Source organism: Paenibacillus sp. FSL K6-3182, assembly GCF_037976325.1.
Classification (GTDB): domain Bacteria; phylum Bacillota; class Bacilli; order Paenibacillales; family Paenibacillaceae; genus Pristimantibacillus.
In genome coordinates this window covers 875,991-894,624 of record NZ_CP150265.1, presented here as the reverse complement: position 1 = coordinate 894,624, position 18,634 = coordinate 875,991, and the positions used below count along the sequence as shown (strand labels likewise).

General features: G+C 43.4%; 16 protein-coding genes. 7 read left to right on the top strand and 9 right to left on the bottom strand.

Annotation, left to right across the window (positions count from 1 at the left end; all coding sequences use genetic code 11):
• The 4 genes from MHH56_RS03980 to MHH56_RS03965 all read left to right on the top strand — a co-directional run bounded on the left by MHH56_RS03980 (nt 1) and on the right by MHH56_RS03965 (nt 5,795).
• Entirely contained in the window at nt 1-762 is a 762-nt protein-coding gene (locus MHH56_RS03980; RefSeq protein ID WP_076268787.1) for an ABC transporter ATP-binding protein, read from the top strand.
• Nucleotides 752-2,704: an ABC transporter permease gene (locus tag MHH56_RS03975; protein WP_339206757.1), complete on the top strand. Its 1,953-nt coding sequence runs from the start codon at nt 752-754 to the stop codon at nt 2,702-2,704. Before MHH56_RS03980 ends, MHH56_RS03975 begins: the two co-directional genes overlap by 11 nt.
• A gap of 161 nt (nt 2,705-2,865) precedes the next feature.
• A complete protein-coding gene (locus MHH56_RS03970; RefSeq protein ID WP_339206755.1) occupies nt 2,866-4,257 on the top strand; it encodes an aldehyde dehydrogenase in 1,392 nt (463 codons plus the stop codon).
• Nucleotides 4,258-4,385: 128 nt separating this feature from the next.
• Nucleotides 4,386-5,795: a HEAT repeat domain-containing protein gene (locus tag MHH56_RS03965; RefSeq protein ID WP_339206753.1), complete on the top strand. Its 1,410-nt coding sequence runs from the start codon at nt 4,386-4,388 to the stop codon at nt 5,793-5,795.
• Between the two features lie 405 nt (nt 5,796-6,200).
• Here MHH56_RS03965 and MHH56_RS03960 read toward each other — a convergent pair whose 3' ends face one another.
• The 5 genes from MHH56_RS03960 to MHH56_RS03940 form a co-directional block, all read right to left on the bottom strand.
• Nucleotides 6,201-7,253 carry a hypothetical protein gene (locus MHH56_RS03960; protein ID WP_339206751.1) on the bottom strand — a complete coding sequence of 351 codons (1,053 nt, stop codon included), beginning with the start codon at nt 7,251-7,253 and terminating at the stop codon, nt 6,201-6,203.
• Nucleotides 7,254-7,387: 134 nt separating this feature from the next.
• Nucleotides 7,388-8,215 (bottom strand): AraC family transcriptional regulator, encoded by an 828-nt coding sequence (locus tag MHH56_RS03955; RefSeq protein WP_083682118.1) that lies wholly within the window; start codon nt 8,213-8,215, stop codon nt 7,388-7,390.
• A 119-nt stretch (nt 8,216-8,334) separates the two neighbouring features.
• On the bottom strand, nt 8,335-8,949 hold the full coding sequence (wrbA, locus tag MHH56_RS03950) for an NAD(P)H:quinone oxidoreductase (RefSeq protein WP_076268782.1): 615 nt from the start codon (nt 8,947-8,949) through the stop codon (nt 8,335-8,337).
• 26 nt (nt 8,950-8,975) lie between these two features.
• The gene (locus MHH56_RS03945; RefSeq protein WP_339206748.1) at nt 8,976-9,428 is read right to left on the bottom strand and encodes a MarR family transcriptional regulator; all 453 of its coding nucleotides are present in this window, start codon (nt 9,426-9,428) and stop codon (nt 8,976-8,978) included.
• 191 nt (nt 9,429-9,619) lie between these two features.
• Nucleotides 9,620-10,636, bottom strand: a complete 1,017-nt coding sequence (locus tag MHH56_RS03940; protein WP_339206746.1) for an alpha/beta hydrolase — start codon at nt 10,634-10,636, stop codon at nt 9,620-9,622.
• Between the two features lie 162 nt (nt 10,637-10,798).
• Here MHH56_RS03940 and MHH56_RS03935 point away from each other — a divergent pair, with 162 nt between their 5' ends.
• Nucleotides 10,799-11,569 (top strand): exodeoxyribonuclease III, encoded by a 771-nt coding sequence (locus MHH56_RS03935; RefSeq protein ID WP_339209499.1) that lies wholly within the window; start codon nt 10,799-10,801, stop codon nt 11,567-11,569.
• Nucleotides 11,570-11,628: 59 nt separating this feature from the next.
• Here MHH56_RS03935 and murI read toward each other — a convergent pair whose 3' ends face one another.
• The 3 genes from murI to MHH56_RS03920 all read right to left on the bottom strand — a co-directional run bounded on the left by murI (nt 11,629) and on the right by MHH56_RS03920 (nt 15,059).
• The gene (murI, locus tag MHH56_RS03930; protein ID WP_339206744.1) at nt 11,629-12,426 is read right to left on the bottom strand and encodes a glutamate racemase; all 798 of its coding nucleotides are present in this window, start codon (nt 12,424-12,426) and stop codon (nt 11,629-11,631) included.
• A gap of 152 nt (nt 12,427-12,578) precedes the next feature.
• Nucleotides 12,579-14,465, bottom strand: a complete 1,887-nt coding sequence (locus MHH56_RS03925; protein WP_339206743.1) for an LTA synthase family protein — start codon at nt 14,463-14,465, stop codon at nt 12,579-12,581.
• Between the two features lie 126 nt (nt 14,466-14,591).
• Nucleotides 14,592-15,059 carry a RidA family protein gene (locus MHH56_RS03920; protein WP_339206741.1) on the bottom strand — a complete coding sequence of 156 codons (468 nt, stop codon included), beginning with the start codon at nt 15,057-15,059 and terminating at the stop codon, nt 14,592-14,594.
• A 130-nt stretch (nt 15,060-15,189) separates the two neighbouring features.
• On the opposite strand from MHH56_RS03920, the gene MHH56_RS03915 reads away from it, so the two are divergent.
• Together MHH56_RS03915 and MHH56_RS03910 are read left to right on the top strand one after the other, a co-directional pair.
• Nucleotides 15,190-16,614 carry a PLP-dependent aminotransferase family protein gene (locus MHH56_RS03915; protein WP_339206740.1) on the top strand — a complete coding sequence of 475 codons (1,425 nt, stop codon included), beginning with the start codon at nt 15,190-15,192 and terminating at the stop codon, nt 16,612-16,614.
• A gap of 14 nt (nt 16,615-16,628) precedes the next feature.
• A complete protein-coding gene (locus tag MHH56_RS03910; protein WP_339206739.1) occupies nt 16,629-17,474 on the top strand; it encodes a Cof-type HAD-IIB family hydrolase in 846 nt (281 codons plus the stop codon).
• Nucleotides 17,475-17,612: 138 nt separating this feature from the next.
• On the opposite strand, the gene mglC is transcribed toward MHH56_RS03910, so the two are convergent.
• A complete protein-coding gene (gene mglC / locus MHH56_RS03905) occupies nt 17,613-18,629 on the bottom strand; it encodes a galactose/methyl galactoside ABC transporter permease MglC (protein ID WP_339206738.1) in 1,017 nt (338 codons plus the stop codon).
• Between the last annotated feature and the right edge of the window lie 5 nt (nt 18,630-18,634).

Sequence of the window (18,634 nt, the reverse complement as noted above, 5' to 3'; positions counted from 1 at the left end):
ATGTTCATTCTGGAAGCAACCAAAATTCATAAAATTTATGGAAACAAATTCAATAAGCAGGAAGTATTATGCGGGCTCGATATTAGCATCGAAAAAGGGGAATTCGTCAGCATCATGGGCGCATCCGGCTCAGGAAAAACAACCTTGCTTAACGTGCTTTCATCGATTGACCACATTAGCAGCGGCTCGATTAAAATCGAAGGGAAAGTTATTTCGGGATTAAAAGAAAAACAATTGGCTGAATTTCGCAAAAACCGTTTAGGTTTTATTTTTCAGGAATACAATTTGTTAGACACGCTAACGGTCAAAGAAAATATTTTATTGCCGCTGTCGATTACGAAGACGCCAAAAAAAGAAGCCGAGCGTAAATTTCAGGCGGTAGCGACCGAGCTTGGCATTTATGAGCTCCGCAATAAGTACCCGAATGAAATATCTGGCGGTCAAAAGCAACGTACATCCGCTGCAAGAGCCTTCATTCATGAGCCAAGCATTATTTTCGCTGACGAACCGACAGGTGCCCTTGATTCCAAATCCGCCTCTGATTTACTGAACAAGCTGAGCGGTTTAAATCAAAAAAGACAAGCTACAATCGCCATGGTTACTCACGATCCGGTAGCTGCCAGCTATTGCAGCAGAGTCATCTTCATCAAGGATGGACAAATCTATTCTCAGCTTTATAAGGGAGAACAAACGCGGCAAAACTTCTTCAACGATATTATGGCAACACAAAGTGTACTAAGCGGGGTGCACCATGAGCATTAATCAACTCATTTTCCGCAATCTAAAAAAGAATTTAAAAAACTATTATCTCTATGTGTTTGCACTCGTGTTTAGCGCTGCTCTTTATTTCGCCTTTGTCACCCTGCAGTTTGATCCTGCCATGGATGAGGCAAAAGGCTCTGTTAAAGGGGCTGCCGCCATTAAGACTGCTTCTTATTTGCTCGTTGGAATCGTTTCTATTTTTCTGCTGTACGCCAATACCATCTTTATTAAAAGGCGCAGCAAGGAAATCGGCTTATTTCAGCTTATCGGAATGACCAAAAATAAAATTTTCCGCATTCTGACTCTGGAAAACTTTTTTCTTTATTTCGGCTCCATCCTGCTGGGGGTTCTTGTCGGTTTCTCTGTGTCCAAATTAATTATTATGATTTTATTTAAAACGATCGGTGTAGAGGTGGCCGCCGAGCTGCATTTCTCCACCCAAGCATTCAAGCAAACCATTATTATTTTTTCAGTTATTTATCTTCTGATTATGTTGATGAATTATTTATTTATAAAAAAACAAACGATATTATCGCTGTTTAGAGTGAATTCCGTCACAGAAGGCAAAGCAAGAAGAGTGTCTATTCTGGAAATGCTGATCGGCATTGCCGGACTGCTGCTCATTTCCCTTGGCTATTATATTTCTTCCGAACTGTTCGGCGGTAAATTTGTGACGATGACCGCGCTCTTTGCTGCCATGATCGGCATACTGGGCTCCGTCATCCTTGGAACCTTCCTTTTCTATAAAGGATCGGTCAGCTTTATTTTCAACGTGATCCGAAAGCAGAAAAACGGTTACCTTAACATAAATGAAACCTTATCTCTCTCGTCTATTATGTTCCGTATGAAATCGAATGCGCTGCTGCTCACCATCATTACGACCGTGTCGGCGCTTGCTATCGGCTTATTGTCCTTAAGCTATATCTCTTATTACTCTGCCGAAAAAACAGCCAAAAACAATGTTCCCGAACATTTTGCATTTATGAACGTTCAGGACGCGGAGCAGTTTAAAGAAGCGCTAAACAAAAACAAGCTGCCGTATACCGAAAAAACGATTCCTGTCATTCAGGTAGACGTCAATGTGAAGAGTATTATGAATAACAATCTGGAAGGGGTAAGCGTGGCTGGGAATTCGGATATGATGACCTTGCCCGTAGTCAGCGAAAAGTCTGTTGACGGCATTCAGCTGTCTAAAGACGAGCTCTATCTCTCCGGTTACAGCAGCATGCTCAAACAGTTCATGTCTTTGAAGGACTCAGGGCCTGTACAGCTAGTGAATCCTACTCAAAGTATTCCACAGCAATATATCGGACTTAAGGAGCAGCCCATCGTCTCTTGGTGGTTTAAAAGCGGCGGATTGCCTGTAGTTATCGTCGATGATTCTGTTTTTGAGCGCTTAAATAATCATCTTGATCCGGCTATTCAGAAACACTCTACCCTGCATATCGGAATTAATATGAAAGATCGTTCTGATCTAAAAGAAGCGACTCAGCTATTCAATGAGATGAAGTTCTCTGAGCACAACAGAAATGATTCTCAGCTTAATACAAGCAACCAGCAAAAACAAACGATGGGCTTGATTATGTTTATCGTTGCTTTCCTTGGATTAACCTTTCTTATCACATCCGGCAATATTCTCTATTTTAAGCAAATGGGAGAAAGCGAAGAGGAAAAGCCAAACTATACCATCCTTCGAAAGCTCGGCTTCACAAGGGCTGATTTGTTAAGGGGCATAAAAATAAAACAAATGTTCAACTTTGGCATTCCCTTAGTGGTTGGGCTGCTTCACAGCTATTTTGCAGTCAAATCCGGATGGTTTTTCTTCGGAACAGAGCTTTTAACTCCGATGATTATAGTCATGCTGCTATATACCATCCTTTACTCCATATTCGGAATTCTTTCCGTCTCTTATTACAAAAAAATCATTAAAGAAGCACTTTAATACCATCTAAACAGGATATCCCTCTTTGATTTTCAGAAGACGGGTACCCTGTTTTTCTTTGTGTGTTAATATGCAAAAAAATGAGATCGCTAACTTAATATCCAAGTGGAAGTTCGTTTCATTACCTGTTAAGATGTGGATATGTAAGGAGGGTTGCGGAAATGAGTTCATTTAGAGCAGAAGATATTGAACAGATTGTGCTAGAGCAAAAAACATTTTTCGAACAAGGCCAGACCAAGGAGCTGCGCTTTAGGCTGAATCAATTGCAACGATTGCTGCAAGCCATACAGCGTCATGAGCAGGAAATTGTCGAGGCGCTTTATCAAGACCTTCGCAAAAGTGAGTTAGAGACTCATATGACAGAAATTATAATCGTAACCAATAGCATTCGACATGTCATTAAGCATCTCAAAAAGTGGATGAAGCCGCAGAAGGTGAAAACACCGATTTATCTGTTTCCATCATCCAGCCGTATTATGAAGGAGCCCTACGGCACAGCTTTAATAATTGGTCCCTTCAACTATCCGTTCCAGCTTGTCATTGAGCCGCTTATCGGAGCCATTGCCGCAGGCAATTGTGCCATTCTCAAACCATCCGAAAGCTCGCCTCATGTTTCAGCTTTAATAAGTAAAATCATAAATGAAACCTTTGATCCCGCCTACATTAAAGTCATTGAGGGGGAGAAGGAAACGACCTCTTTGCTCATCCACGCGCCGGTTGATTATATTTTTTTCACAGGGAGCATCGCGGTCGGTAAAATCGTTATGGAGGCGGCTGCCAAAAACCTTGTGCCTGTCACGCTTGAGCTTGGAGGAAAAAGCCCTGTCATTGTAGATTCTACCGCTAATCTCGAGATCGCTGCCAAGCGGATCATCTGGGGCAAATTAATGAATACCGGCCAAACCTGTATTTCACCCGATTATGTGCTGGCTCATCAGGATATTAAAGAAAAGCTGGTCGCAAAAATGAAGGAAGTCATCCAATCCTTCTATGGAGCTTCTATACAAAGCAACAAAGATTATGGTCGAATCATTAATCAACGTCAATTTGACAGGCTTGCTTCCATTCTGGAGCAAGACAAAGCCAGCATCGTTTATGGAGGAGGCACGGACCGCGCTGACCTCTTTATCGAACCGACGATACTTGACGGCGTTTCATGGGATAGCGCAGCGATGTCAGAAGAATTATTTGGCCCTATTTTACCTGTTATGGAGTACCGAGATATCCATGAGGCCATTCGAATGATTAACGCTCATCCAAAGCCACTTTCCCTCTACTTGTTTACAGAGAATAAAGCATTGGAGGATGAGGTTATGAGCCGTGTTTCCTTCGGCGGCGGCTGTATTAACGATACGATTATGCACGTCTCTAATCCCTATTTGCCATTTGGCGGTGTTGGCAGCTCAGGTGTAGGAGCCTATCATGGCAAATACAGCTTTGATCTGTTCTCGCATCAGAAGAGTATATTGAAGAAAAGCACCAAGCTTGAGCTTGGGCTCGTCTTCCCTCCTTATGCAGGAAAATTAAAAAATATTAAAAAGCTGCTCAAATGAGCAGCTTTTTTGGCTGACAAACAGGAAGTTAGTTTTATGCAAGCTTCACTTAGTTTCGTGTATGTAGCATTGGTTCGACTTCTCATATAATCGGTTTATCACCACAACATTAGGAGGTCATCCATTATATGAATCAATCACCGCTACTACTCACTGACGAGCAAATGCAAAAGTTTATTACTGAAGGCTTTCTTATTCTAAAAACAGATTTCCCTGAATCCTTCCATCAAGCCATGACAGCTGAACTTGGAAAAGTATATGACGAGGAAGGCAATCCCGGCAACAACCTGCTGCCGCGAATCCGAGAAATACAACAGGCTTTCGACAGCCCCGTTATTACAGGCGCATTAACAAGCGTACTGGGTCCAAACTACATGCTGCATGCCCATCGCCATGGCCACTTTAATGCACAGCCGGTTGCTGGCGGTTGGCATAAGGACAGCTACTGGGGCTACTCCCGTATGCGCAACCACCACCCATGGTGGGCTATGATTATGTACTTCCCGCAAAACACGCCAATTGAGCTTGGGCCTACTAGCGTTGTGCCTGGCACCCAAAACTATGAATCACGCACCTTTGCTTCTGACGAGGTGCAAGGAGAAGCTTACGCTAGCGGTGAAGCAGGTACATTTGCACTCATCCACTATGATATCTGGCACCGTTCAACACCAAATATATTAGGCAATGCTCGTTACATGCTTAAATTTGAATTTATGCGTACAGCTGTTCCAACTAAGCCTTCATGGAATAATCTGATCTCCGAGTGGAAAGAGCCTGCTGACCTTGCCCTGCCAATCGCAAACCACGAAGACATGTGGGAAGAAACATGGAACTGGATGTCAGGTAAGCTAGGCAGTCTAGCAAACACTGCGGAAGCAAACGAAGAGAAATTAGCCGCACTGGCAACGGCTTTGGAAGATAGCTTCGAACCAAATGCCTTGAATGCTGCCTATGCGCTTGCTAAATATGGCGCTCCAGGCGTGAAAGTACTGCTGGCTGGTCTTCATCATGAGAGATTAGACGTATCACGCACGTCTGCTTATGGACTGTCCATCGCAGGCTCAGATGCAGTAAGCGGATTGATCGACGCACTAGAGAGCGATCGCTCAGAGACTGTACAATATGCTATATTCGCACTTGGCGAGCTGCGCAGCTATGCTGAATCCGCGCTTCCAAAGCTTGTTGAACTTCTGTCCCACTCCGATGCGACAGTAAGAATTGCAGTCGTTGAAGCACTTGGCATTTTGTCTAATTCTTCAGAAATTGCAGTGAAGGGTCTTATTACAGCCTTGTCCGATGAGGATGTTCAAGTACGATTTACAGCTGGGCTGTCCTTATCCCGTATGGGTGCTGCAGCGGCAGCAGCCATTCCCGCTTTGGCGGCAGTACTCGATGATGAGAACCGTTATGTAAGAGCTCATGCTCTAGAAGCACTGCGCTATATCGGCACGGATGAAGCGAAGGATATTTTGATCAAATCACTATTCAATTCCCGCTGGTGTTCGACAACTACGCCTGCAAATAGCTTTTATCCTTGATTCCATCGGAGTTCTTATACTTGCAGCAAAAAGGTTGTCCCAAAAGAATTAGTTGTGCAGAACAATCCTAATCATGGGAAAAGTTCGGAATAACAAAGGAGCTAAGCGATTTGAATCCGCTTAGCTCCTTTGTTTTTGGCGTATGCTGTAACGAACTCAGCAGCTCTTATTTAAACCATTTGCAAGGAATTATTATTGCAACGAACTCCAGCATCGCTATTTCGAGAAAAATAGCTCATATCACCCTATAAAGCATGATATAACGCCAACCAGGTTCGTTAGCGTTTGAAAAAGATCATTTTCTGCATAATAAGCATGATACAGTTCGTTAGAGAAAATATGAGCAAGCAATGTACTATTGGCGAGATAGATGATTGAATCCGAAAGCGTAACAGCGCAAGCGAACTATTCGCTGTCCTTTTTGCTTACCTCCATCAACTGATGGCATTTCTTTTGAAATTCATAAGGTTTATCTACAAATAAATAGATTTGGTCAACTTGTTCTCGAATCCCGAACGCCGTAATAACCGTAATTTCTTCTTTTAATATCATATGCACATTAGGTTCTGTGTCCAGAACCTTTGTCGTTTTTTTCATTTTATCCTTACCTAATTTCTCGAATTTAATGACCGAAATGGATGAAATAGTATGGATATTCATGTCCGAATACAACTGAATGCCGTACTGAAACCTTATTTGTTGATCCGATACCAAAATAGGATTTAAGCACATCGCTCGGTAATCAGCAACAAGCAGCATAATAATATATACATTTCCTAATGAGAGTAACCATGCAGCGGTATGCGACCATTGCGCAAGCAGAATGTGCATGCATACCCCTTCAATGATTAATATTTTTGAAAATATTAATAAGGTAATCAGTTTGTTCGAGTTTGTATGATAGCTAAACGAGGCAGCTCCCGTTCGAACGAACGGTTTTTCTTTCCATGAGAACAAGGCATAATAAAAAATAGATAATTCATGTGTGAGCAAAGCTGCGATTTTGGGATGGCGAATGGTCTCTTCTAGACTTTTCCGAAGTGTTTCTATAGGATGATTATCCACTTTTTTATAACGCTTATAGGCAGCCGCAATATCATAGATTTTTAAAGCTAGAATAAAAGGCGGCAGCGGAATAAGAAAATATTTTATAGCGTTCATCGTTTCTTGATCGGTATTTGGTACAAATAACGCTAATGCTAAATAACCTATAAGAGCAAAAGGAATGATGGATGCGATCTTGAAATTCAGCTTGCGAAACCATAGAAAGTACAGCAATAAAGGGATAACCACGACAAAATCTAATGCAATGCCAAGCGTCAGCAGTTGATCGTTCTCTTTAATTAGAACAGAATTAGCAAATAGAAGATCCAGCAAAATGATAATGAAGCTTGAAGCAATAAAGAAACTAATATTCTTTTTATAGAGTTTGTTAATGGCATAAACACTCCCTTCCATTTACCTTTTCATTATCTAATATATGGGTAAAAATAACGCCGTTCAATTCCCTCATGTGAAGAAAATGGAAACATTTTGTTTGTAATCTCAAAAAAACCGTCGCTTAAACAGCAACGGTTTTCTTTATTAATTAATCATTTCAGTGAAAGCTCCCTATATTCGCTCGGTGACAAAGCCATATATTCTTTGAATAAACGAGAGAAATAAGTAGCATCCATTCCTAGAGATTCAGCTATTGCCGAGATGCTAAGTGAAGTAAAGGATAGCAGCTGCCGTCCTTTGTCCATACGCTTGCGATTCACATATTGTATAGGTGAGAGCCCTGTCGTATTTTTGAACATGCGTATAAAATAATTAGGGTGAAAATGTACAAGCTGAGCAAGAGTATCTACTGTAATATTTTCCGATAAATGCTCTTCAATATAGGTCAGCACAACATTCAGCTTCTCAAATGAGCTGGTTGCCGGTGTTTTGATTGTCACATCCTCAGCCTGCTCCAGCATCATGGCCATAATCTCAAGAAACGCCGACTGCAGCTGCAGCTCGGATGTCCAGTCTTCACTCTTATGATGGTGCACCAGCCTTTCAAATTTACCCTTCAAGCCTTCGTGATCGGAGATCGATATCATGACGGGCATTTCGAGCAGTTGAAACAGGTTGAAATTATCTATTTTTGCAGTGAAGTGACACCAATATTTTCCGTAGGTATTCGTATTAATCGTTCCATAGGATTGTACGACATCTGCGGGCAGCAGACACAGATCACCGGGCTTTGGATAATAAATTTGATTCCCGGCCTTAATGTACCCTTCTCCCTCTTGGATATAATATAGCTTATTCACATCCGTCGTATAATTATCGTCCTTCCACGAAAGCGGCACCTTCGTATAGTCGGCTATGGCAACATGCAATTTTAAACCGCTCATATAGGACTTCCAAAATGTACTTTTGCTTGCGTTCACCGTTATTCCCGCCTTTCAAGGCTGTCATACCCATTGTTCATCGAAGATCGCTGCGATTACCATACCATAATAGCACAAAAAAAAGAGGCAGTATCCCTCTGCCTCTTCTTATTTTCTGCTTAAGCTTGAGCGAGCCCTTGCTTGACCCACTGCGCAACATTGACTGTACGCTTAGCTTGATATTCCACAGCTGCTTTTACGTCCTCAACCATTTTCCCGCCTTGCACCGTCACGCTTGTCCCATATGGGTTACCGCCAGCTTCAAAGGTAACTGGACTCGAATAACCCGGTGCAGCTACTATCGCTCCCCAATGGTACATCGAAGTGTACAGTCCAAGGATGGTTTGCTCTTGACCGCCATGAGCATTCTGAGCCGAAGTCATTCCGCTGACGACTTTATTGACCAGCTTGCCGTTAAACCAAAGTGAGCCTGTCGAATCAAGAAACTGCTTAACAGGACCAGGCATACCGCCAAAGCGTGATGGAATGCTAAATATAATAGCGTCCGCCCATTCCAGATCCTTATAGGTAACCTCAGGTATATCTTGCGTCTCTGCAACATGAGTTCTCCAGATGGGGTTAGCTTGTATTGCTTCTTCTGAAGCAAGCTCAGGCGTCTTCAATATTTTCACCTCAGCTCCAGCTGCTTTCGCACCTTCTGCAGCCCACTGCGCCATTTGATAATTTGTTCCCGTTACACTGTAATATATAATAGCAAGATTAATCGTTGTCATTTGATACATCCCCTTAAACTTTTATGTTATTTGCTCAATTGTTCTGCATTAATGCCGATCGTTTTTAATAGCTCAATAAGCTTCTCTTTATCCTCGTTGCTTACAGAACTCAAATTGCGTGTAATGACATCCGCATGCTTCGGAAAAATATCATCAAACAGTGTTTGCCCCGCTTCGGTAAGAATGACATTTGAGCCTCTACGGTCTGTAGCGCTTGGCTCTCGCCTCACATATCCTTTTTTCTCAAGCTTATCAACAACATAGGTAATGCTGCCGCTTGGAATGCAGAACTTTTCACTTATTTTCTGTATCGGATGAGGCCCCTTGCTATACAAAAGCTCCAATATCATAAAATGTTCCTGACTAATGCCATGGCTTTCTATATCCTTGCGCACATTGTCGCCAACTGCCTTAGACGCTTTGAACCATATACGAAATAACCGAAGATCAAGCTGGCTCTGTTCACTTTGTTGATTCATGCCCATGCCTCCTTGCTGCATTTATCTTAAAGTCATATTTCCTAGTTCTAGTGTACTTTTATCCTATCATTAGGCTAAAGACATGTCAACCAACTTTTACCACACGCAAAAAAGGACCGAGCTCTTTCTCCATATAGAGAGTGTGTCGGCCTAGTCGCTTCGTATTATCGCTTGCTCCGAGCAATACAAGTTCAATGAAGTAAAAATGGGATTAGTTCATTATGTACAGCATCAGGCTGTTCATGATTAACGCCGTGTCCTGCATGAGGGATTATTTTGTAACGAAATTGTCCTGCGTTTAATACCTGCAAAAAATCCTTCTTATGGGATAGCTTGTACTCACCCATCAGAAAATACAGCTTATCCTTTATCGCAGCTGCTGACGCTTGATCATATTTCTGCAGCTTATGTGCAAACATCGCTTGTTGATTATGATTTTTCATAGCAAGCACAAGATGATCCGCTAATTCGGGGTGCTGTTCATAAACGCGGGATTGGGGCGAACTTAGCTTTTTTATAATTTTTAGCATATTATTGCGGGTTGGAATCAGTATTTCCGGCATCATCATCATTAAGGTGCTCACCATCGTTTTAATTGGTGTTGTAACCATACCTCCCTCCATGCAAACGACTTTGTTCACTCTACTTGCCTCGTTAACCGTATAATTAAAAGCCATATAAGCTCCATTCGACACACCAGCGATATGAAATTGATCCAATCCCATTTGATCAACGATTTCATTGATCCAATCCACCTGATCAAACGTCTTTTTCTGAAAGTTTTCGTTAGGCACACTTTTTCCTGGTCCACCCATCGTATCTACTGCAATGCAATAAAAATGGTTGGATAATTCCTTTATGTTTAGCATCCACATCACCGCCGAATTATCTCCAACGCCGTGAAGCAGCAGCAGCGGCGGATTCGATTTATGACCAGAAATAAGACAATGCGTGACGCCGTATTTGGTGTTAATGTCCAGCTCCTCAAATTCCGTTGGCCACAGCTCCAGAAGCGCATTATAGGAACGCAGAACCTGTTCTTTTCCTGATTCACTCTTATATATTTTTATCATGACAGCCTCCTTCTTCTTCAAACGTTTACGGTTCTTATAAGCAATCTCATCTATCGCAAGAATGCTGCTTAAATCTACATTATCGTCACTATCAATTTTTACATTAAAATACTTAACTGTATATAACGTTTGCAAATGATATTTTATATATATTAACTAATGTGGTCTCCTAGCAGGTGTCTAATCGCTTGGCACAGCCTTTTTTTTATGCACAGAGCATGATGTTTCCAACAGTCCTTTGAAGAAAATATGATAAACTAGTACTTAATGATAGAAAACGTAAGGAGATAGATCATGATTAAGCTTGTATCTTGGAACGTAAATGGTTTACGGGCATGCGTAACGAAAGGTTTTAACGATTATTTCAAGGAAACGGATGCAGATATTTTTTGCCTGCAAGAAACGAAGCTGCAGGATGGACAAATCAACATGGAGCTTGGTGAGGAGTACTCGCAATATTGGAATTACGCGATTAAGAAGGGTTACTCAGGCACTGCGGTGTTCACCCGCATAAAACCACTCTCCGTGCACTATGGTATTGAGGAAAACTCGGAGCCAGAGGGACGAGTCATTACGCTGGAGTTTGAAGGATTCTATCTAGTTACGGTATATACGCCTAACGCCAAGCGCGACTTATCGCGCTTGGATTACCGCATGGAATGGGAAGATCGCTTCCGCGGTTATCTTCAGCAGCTTGATGCCTTAAAGCCTGTCATTGTTTGCGGTGATTTGAACGTAGCCCATCAAGAAATCGATCTTAAGCATCCGAAGCCTAATCTAGGCAACTCTGGCTTTACGCTTGAGGAGCGCGGCAAGATGACGGAGCTGCTAGCAACTGGCTTCCTCGATACATTTAGACATTTTTACCCGGATCGTACGGATGTGTACAGCTGGTGGTCGTACATGATGAAGGTTCGCGAGCGGAACGTGGGATGGCGGATCGATTATTTCTTAGCCTCTTCAAGACTGAGCCCACTGCTCATCGATGCGTCCATTGACACTCATATTTTGGGCAGCGATCATTGTCCTGTTTTGCTTACTTTGGAAGAACCGCCGGCAATCATATAATCGTCATAAAAAAGGGCGGGCAGCACTCATCATGAGCGCTGCCCGCCTTTTGCTTCGAATTAGCTTTGAAGTGACTGTGTTAACACATTTTTTTCACGTAAAATCGAAAGTGCCTTTTGCATCTTGTCCATGTAAGCTGGCTCTTGGCCCGAGCACATAAAGCGTACGTTTCCGTTGCCTCCGCCTCCGGAAATGCCATAGCGGCTCAATAATGCGGATAGGCGTTTCACCGTTCCCACATTCCCATCCACAATCTCGATATGAGCAGGTAACAGCTCCCTCAATATATCCTTGTAGAAAGGATAATGTGTACAGCCGAGTACGATAATTCCGTAATTGTCTAAATCATAGTTTGCGAGCTTTGCCCGGAAATATTCGTTGATAATCTGTTTATCGAATTGCAGCGCCTCACAATAACGCACAAGCTCCGGCAGAGGCAGTGAATCCACGATTCCCATCTCATCCACGCGTGACACGAGTGCGTAATATTTTGGCAGTTGTAGCGTTAACTGCGTTGCAAAGACGAGTACCCTCTTGCCTGTTGCTCGATTCATTTCTACTGCTGGCTTAACAGCAGGCTCCATGCCGACAATGGGCAGGGAATAACGTTCTCTTAACTCGTTAATTGCAATACTGGTCGCTGTATTGCAAGCGACGACCAATGCATCTATGCCCTCTTCCATCATTAAACCAACCGTTTCAAAAATGTACGCTTTCACGTCTTCCTCTGACTTCGTCCCATAGGGAACATGGAGCGTGTCCGCCATATAAAGAAAATCCTTATCAGGAAGTCTTTGAAGTGCCTCCGCTAATACGGTAAGCCCGCCAAGCCCTGAATCAAAAAAACCAATTCGCATGTCTCATCGATTCCTTACGTTTATTGGAATAGAGTACCTTCTGTAGCTATATCCATCTTACCTCATTGCCTGCCTCCATAAAAGCTTATAATTGCATTTGCGAAGAAAAAAATGCCTCAAGTCCGGATAGACAAGAGGCATTTCATCTGCTTCTATGGTGCCCGCTTCGGCAGCAGACGTACATAATCATCCGAAAGCTTCATGAGTTCCAGTATATAATCATAATCTCCACGATATTTACTGAAGTCGGCTACTGGCTTTTTCGTTCTAATATCGACAGCAGTTCCGTCCTCAAAGCCTTTGCCTGGTATAAATAAAATGTCATTATTAAAAAATGATCCTGTCGGCAAATAATACCGCATACCGATTACATTTTGTGAAATATTAAGCAAGTCATGGCCAAACGTCGTAAAAGCTTGATCATCAAGCGATATGCCTAGCAGATTTGTAACGGTCGGCATAATATCAACCTGACCGCCAACCTGATTAATGGTCTTCCCCTCTACGCCAGGTACATGAACAATAAGCGGGATGTTTAAGCGGCTAATTTGCTCATCATAGTCGATGCCAAGCTGCTCACTAACCCATGCAGGATCATTGTCTGTCGTTTGTAGACCAGCGTGATCGCCATAGGCAACCAACACCGTGTTTTCCCACATGCCGCTCGCTTTGAGCCCCTCAATAAAACGGCCCAGTTCATAATCCGTATAATTTAATGCAGTCAAATAATTGCCCAGCTGCGTTCCTTGCAAGTAGTCCGGAATCGTAATATGCTGAAGCTCCGTTGGAACCTTGAAAGGATGATGACTGGATGCAGTTACGAATTGAGCATAAAAAGACTTGCCTTGCTCCTTCATATCCTTAAGCTTTTCAAGACCTACCCTGTAAAGCTCCTCATCCGATGCGCCAAAAGAATTAAAATGATCATTTTTAAATGATGCTTTATCATAATATGCCGTAAAACCAAGCGCAGGATACATTCGGTTTCGATCCCAAAAAGTCACATCATTAATATGAAAGGTATTGGATTCGTACCCGCTTTCTCCAAGCAGTCTCGGAAGACTCGGCAGCTCTCGATCACCATAGCCTGTTGACATCGCCATATCCCCGGTTGGATAGATAGAAGTATTTGACATGAATTCAGCGTCCGCAGTATTCCCTTGTCCAATTTGTTGGAATACATAAGGAAAGTAGAAGCTTTCCTTCGCTAGCTGATTAAGAACAGGCGTAACCGCCTGACCACCGACAGACAAATTGATGGCAAAGTTTTGGAACGCCTCCATTTGAACGACGATCACATTTTTACCTTTGGCAGATCCGAAATAATTAGGCGTGCCGGCAACGACCATATCTCCAGCTTGTTCAAAATAGGAGGATTTGAGCGCTATCGCATCAGCCCCTGTTTCTTCTACATTGCCATTTTTCAGCGCGGCCTGCTCTTTGCTCGCCTTAACAGCTGCCGCAACCTGATAATTGATATAGCCTAAATTCTCAGCTTTCACGATCTCATTCGGAATCGTACTCGCGGACCAAATGAATCCACCCGAGATCGCAATACATAGAACAGCTGCAATAGCTGTGTATAGAGGTTTGGCAATTCGCTTGCGCCCGTCGCTGCGTATTCCTCTGACACGTTTAACGATATATAGAGCTGCCAAGACGGCAACATCGAGAAAGTAAACATAATAAGCAGGCAAAATAATAGACCCTACGCTTGTCCTAATTTGCAGTACCTGGTCAAGTCCATGCAGTGCGGTATACGTAGGTACTGTTCCGTAATAACTGACATACACCGTTGAAGCAAATAGCAGCAAGGAAAACACGGCATTCACGAGCCCAAATACGGCTCCTCTCCACCTCGCAGAGCTGACTAGCTCCAGCAGCAGAAGCAGTGCAAGTACAGCTGCTGCATCAGGCAGCAAGCTCTTCACCTGTATGCCTGAAAAGACGAAATGGCGAAACAGGAGCATTTTCAACATCATAAAGATGAATATAACGATAAACAGTGATCTGTCATAACGTTTAGGGAAAAACTGCAAGACGCTCACTCCTTAGAAATTTGCACTTCATTAAATATAAAAAAACCGTCATCACCTGACGGCTTTCTTAAACTTTAATGTTAAGGCAATATAAAAGCAAATGCAACGGCTAATAATTAGAAGACTTTATGCCGTGGCCACTTCAAAAATAGAATCAACAATGATCGGCAGCTGATTTCTTAAGGAGCTCGCCCCCATGACCGAACGTGCATGAATTCCTCTCTCGCCAAATACCTCCACCATCAAATCCGAGAAGCCATCGAGTACCTTATGATGCTCTTCATAGCTAGGATCAGCATTCACAAAACCTTGTACCTTTACGACGCGGGTCACAAGATCCAACTGCTCTAGTGAATGCTTTAATACGGCGAGAACTTCAATTCCTGTCTGCCTAGCGAGTTGATAACCGTCTGCTGTCGTGAACTCCTTGCCAAGCTTCCCTTTTATCGCGGCCGAAGGACCTTTTCCCGAAACAAACAGAAGTCCATTTGAAAATACGCAGTTGGCATATTTAGCTGCGGGCTCGCTCGCCTTTGGTACAATAATCCCTAATGTTGCTAGTCTTCTTTCAACGGTTCCTTCTACTCGCGGCATAGCAACCCCTTCTCTCCATTTATATTTCTTGTTATTGATGGAAGCCTATGCCAAAGTTTATACTGAAATTGACCTCTAACACAGTGTCAGATTTATATGAATTTTAAGGGTCAGATTGTGTGGAGATAAGATGGATATCAACCTTTCAGAAGAAGAGCAAGGCCCTGTCTATTTGGTGTTGTACAGACATTTACGGAAACTCATCCAATCTGGCGCTCTAGCGGATGGAACAAAGCTTCCCTCTATTCGATCGCTCCACGAGCAATCGAAGCTTAGTAAAACGACAATTGAAACGGCGTATCACATGCTGCTGGAAGAAGGTTATGCGGTTAGCAAGCCGCGCGCCGGTCTTTTTGTCATACAATCACAATTAACTCCTGCTGCCGCCATGGTTCATACAGAGATTTTAGAAGAAAAAGCCAGCATACATCGCCATTCCATTCCGATTCCTATCCAAAACGACGCAGTCGTCGATTTCAGCCTGCTCGCCGTGGACGGACAATCATTCCCCATTCGCGCATGGAAGTCCGTACTTCATGATGCCCTATCTCTCCATGCGAATTATGTTCATCAGTATGGCGATCCGCGGGGCGAATACGATTTGCGTTTGCAATTGTCTTACTATTTAAAGCGTTCAAGAGGCGTCAATTGCACGCCTGAACAAATCATTATTGGATCAGGTTTTTCTTACAGCACACAAATTCTCGCTAAATTGCTAAACGGTGCATCTACAATTGCAGTGGAAGAAGCCGGTATCGCTCAGGTAAGAGCTGCCTTCCAGCAGCACGGCTACAACGTCGCTCCTGTCCCCATCCATAACATGGAGAACTTCATTTCTATATTAGAAGACAAACAAATTCGAATCTTATATGTCACTCCTTCACATCGTCCTACTGGGAGCTCATTGCCGTACTCCACTAGGCAGCTGCTGCTCCACTGGGCAAGCACAAACAGCGCCTATATCATTGAGGATGACTACGACGGTGAGTTTCGTTATTCGGGCAAGACCATCCCTTCTCTCCAAGGAATGGATCATCAGGGCAGCGTCATTTATATTGGGACGTTTTCCAAAGCCTTCACACCTGCGCTGCGTATGAATTATATGGTTGTCCCGACTCCTCTGCTCAGCAAGCTGCAATCTATAGAGCACACGCTTACAAGTCCATCACGCATCGATCAGTGGGCTATGCAGCTGTTCATGGAACGAGGGCATTGGTACAGGCATGTAAGGAAGGTTCGCAATCTTTATCGTAAAAAACGTGCTAAGCTGCTTCAGCTCATTGACACTTATTTGCCCGGGTATGTGCAGGTTCATGGAGATTCTGCAGGGATGCATGTGGAAATCGCTGTTCAAACAATGTGCAGTGCCGAGGAGCTGATTAAGCTTGCTGCTTCGGAGGATGTTTACGTGTATGCTGCACAGGATACGCCTATCCTGCCCAGTCGTTTTGCAAGATTATATTTGGGGTTCGGCGGACTACACGAGAAAGAAATGGAACGAGGGATACGCCGGCTCGCGAAAGCATGGGCGGGAGCAGCGTCTTATATTGAATAACAGGGGGCTTATGAATGGCAAATAAACATTTCCTTACTGATCTTGACGGAACGCTGCTGCAATCGGATGCATCCTTGTCCGAGTATACGATTAACGTCATAAAGCATGCGATGAAACAAGGTATCATCATTAGTTATGCAACGGCAAGAAGCTATATGAGCTCCAACAAAATTGTATCTATCATTCCGTGGAAATATCCGATCGTTTTATATAATGGCGCGGTTGTCTTTGATCCCATTTCATCTAAGGTCATAGGCGGATACTGGCTGGATAACGAAACGACAAATCAAATTATTGAGCTAGGAAGAAAACAAGGTCTAATTCCCTTCTTGTTCGCGCTGGATGCAGAGGATAAGGAACGTGTATTCCATGAGAAGCTGCTGCGAATTGGCGACATAACCTTCTACGAGAGCCGCCCTAATGATCCTCGTTTTGGAGAAATGCCGCTGCTCGAATGCTCGCATGTCTTTAGGACACTGATTGTGACCTATATTGGCTTGCTGCATGAGCTTGAGCCGCTTAAGGATGAAGTACAGCGTACATTCGGCGATCGGGTTCATGTTCATCTCATGAAGGATCAATATATAAAAGATCATTATTTTCTAGAATTCAGCCACAGCAAAGCCAATAAAAAAGAAGGCTTGAAGCAGTGGGCGGAGCTGATGCAATGTACGCCTGAGGACGTTACGGTGTTCGGTGACAATCTGAATGACTTAGGGATGTTCGAAGCTGCCGGCACCAAGGTCGCTGTTTCCAATGCGCATCCTACTCTCATTGAGCTGTCCACGCTAGTCGTAGAGAGCAACGATGAGGATGGAGTAGCGAAGTATATTGAGCGTGTGATTGAGGAGGAGTCTTAGCCTGCATATCTAAAAGCATCATTGCTGAATAGCTACCACCAGTTGCGCGAAGTACAATGAAAACCTATCGTGTGAATGAAAGAAGAAGCTGCCCTAAGGTCATCGACCTTCTGAGACAGCTTCTTCTTCGTTCTCGTTTTACTTCTTCGCTACATATTTGCGAATATCAAACGCTACAGCAACAACGATAATCAAACCTTTGATAATCAGCTGCCAGTTCGGGTTGATACCGATATAAGTCAAACCATAGTTAATGACAGTGAAAATGAGAACACCTGCGATGATCCCTTTCACTCTGCCTACGCCGCCAGTTGTTGAAACGCCGCCGACCACGCATGCAGCAATGGCATCAAGCTCATACATATTGCCGTAGTTGTTCGACGCGCCGCCCGTACGCGCTGCTTCGAGCACACCCGCTAAGCCGTACAAAGCACCCGCAATTGCATAAATCCACATCAAGTTTTTAGCCACGTTAATGCCGGATACATGAGCCGCTTGAATGTTGCCGCCAATGGCGTACATGTTTTTACCAAGACGCGTTTTATTGAAGACAACCCATACGATGAACGCTACAAAAATAGCGATTAATACGATATAAGGAATAGAGAATTGGCCGCTGCCAACAGCACCTGTACCAATTTCAGTGAAATCCTTGCGCAAGCCGCCAATCGGCTGCGAGTTGTTTGGCGGCATATCGAAGTAAAGAGAATTCGCTCCGTACACCGCGACCATCGTACCAAGTGTAGCAATAAAAGGCGGAACATTAAACTTAGCGACGATTAAACCGTTCAATAGTCCGACCAGCAAACCAACCATGATCGCGATTATAATCGGAATGATCACCCATAGCTCAGGCAGGTTAGGGAAAAACTTGCTCGCATATTCAGGCATTTGCAGCATCGATGCGGATACGACCGCACTGAGTCCGACTACACGCCCTGCTGACAAGTCAGTTCCCGCTGTGATAAGAACAAATGCAGCGCCAAGCGCAATAATGACTCGCGTCGATGATTGCACCATCATATCTCTAAGCGTTGTTATAGACAAAAAGTTTGCATCAATAATGGCGATTCCTAAAATTAATGCGACAAGTACAATCCAAATGGCATTTTGCGAAAATGCATTTTTTATTTTTAAACCTTTAGCTGCTTCCATTGCCG

Coding starts and splice junctions, on each gene's coding strand:
- MHH56_RS03965 (WP_339206753.1), top strand. CDS start 4,386: ATGAATCAATCACCGCTACTACTCACTGACGAGCAAATGCAAAAGTTT.
- wrbA (WP_076268782.1), bottom strand. CDS start 8,949: ATGACAACGATTAATCTTGCTATTATATATTACAGTGTAACGGGAACA.
- MHH56_RS03970 (WP_339206755.1), top strand. CDS start 2,866: ATGAGTTCATTTAGAGCAGAAGATATTGAACAGATTGTGCTAGAGCAA.
- MHH56_RS03945 (WP_339206748.1), bottom strand. CDS start 9,428: ATGAATCAACAAAGTGAACAGAGCCAGCTTGATCTTCGGTTATTTCGT.
- MHH56_RS03975 (WP_339206757.1), top strand. CDS start 752: ATGAGCATTAATCAACTCATTTTCCGCAATCTAAAAAAGAATTTAAAA.
- MHH56_RS03915 (WP_339206740.1), top strand. CDS start 15,190: ATGGATATCAACCTTTCAGAAGAAGAGCAAGGCCCTGTCTATTTGGTG.
- murI (WP_339206744.1), bottom strand. CDS start 12,426: ATGCGAATTGGTTTTTTTGATTCAGGGCTTGGCGGGCTTACCGTATTA.
- MHH56_RS03910 (WP_339206739.1), top strand. CDS start 16,629: ATGGCAAATAAACATTTCCTTACTGATCTTGACGGAACGCTGCTGCAA.
- MHH56_RS03980 (WP_076268787.1), top strand. CDS start 1: ATGTTCATTCTGGAAGCAACCAAAATTCATAAAATTTATGGAAACAAA.
- mglC (WP_339206738.1), bottom strand. CDS start 18,629: ATGGAAGCAGCTAAAGGTTTAAAAATAAAAAATGCATTTTCGCAAAAT.
- MHH56_RS03920 (WP_339206741.1), bottom strand. CDS start 15,059: ATGCCGCGAGTAGAAGGAACCGTTGAAAGAAGACTAGCAACATTAGGG.
- MHH56_RS03960 (WP_339206751.1), bottom strand. CDS start 7,253: ATGGAAGGGAGTGTTTATGCCATTAACAAACTCTATAAAAAGAATATT.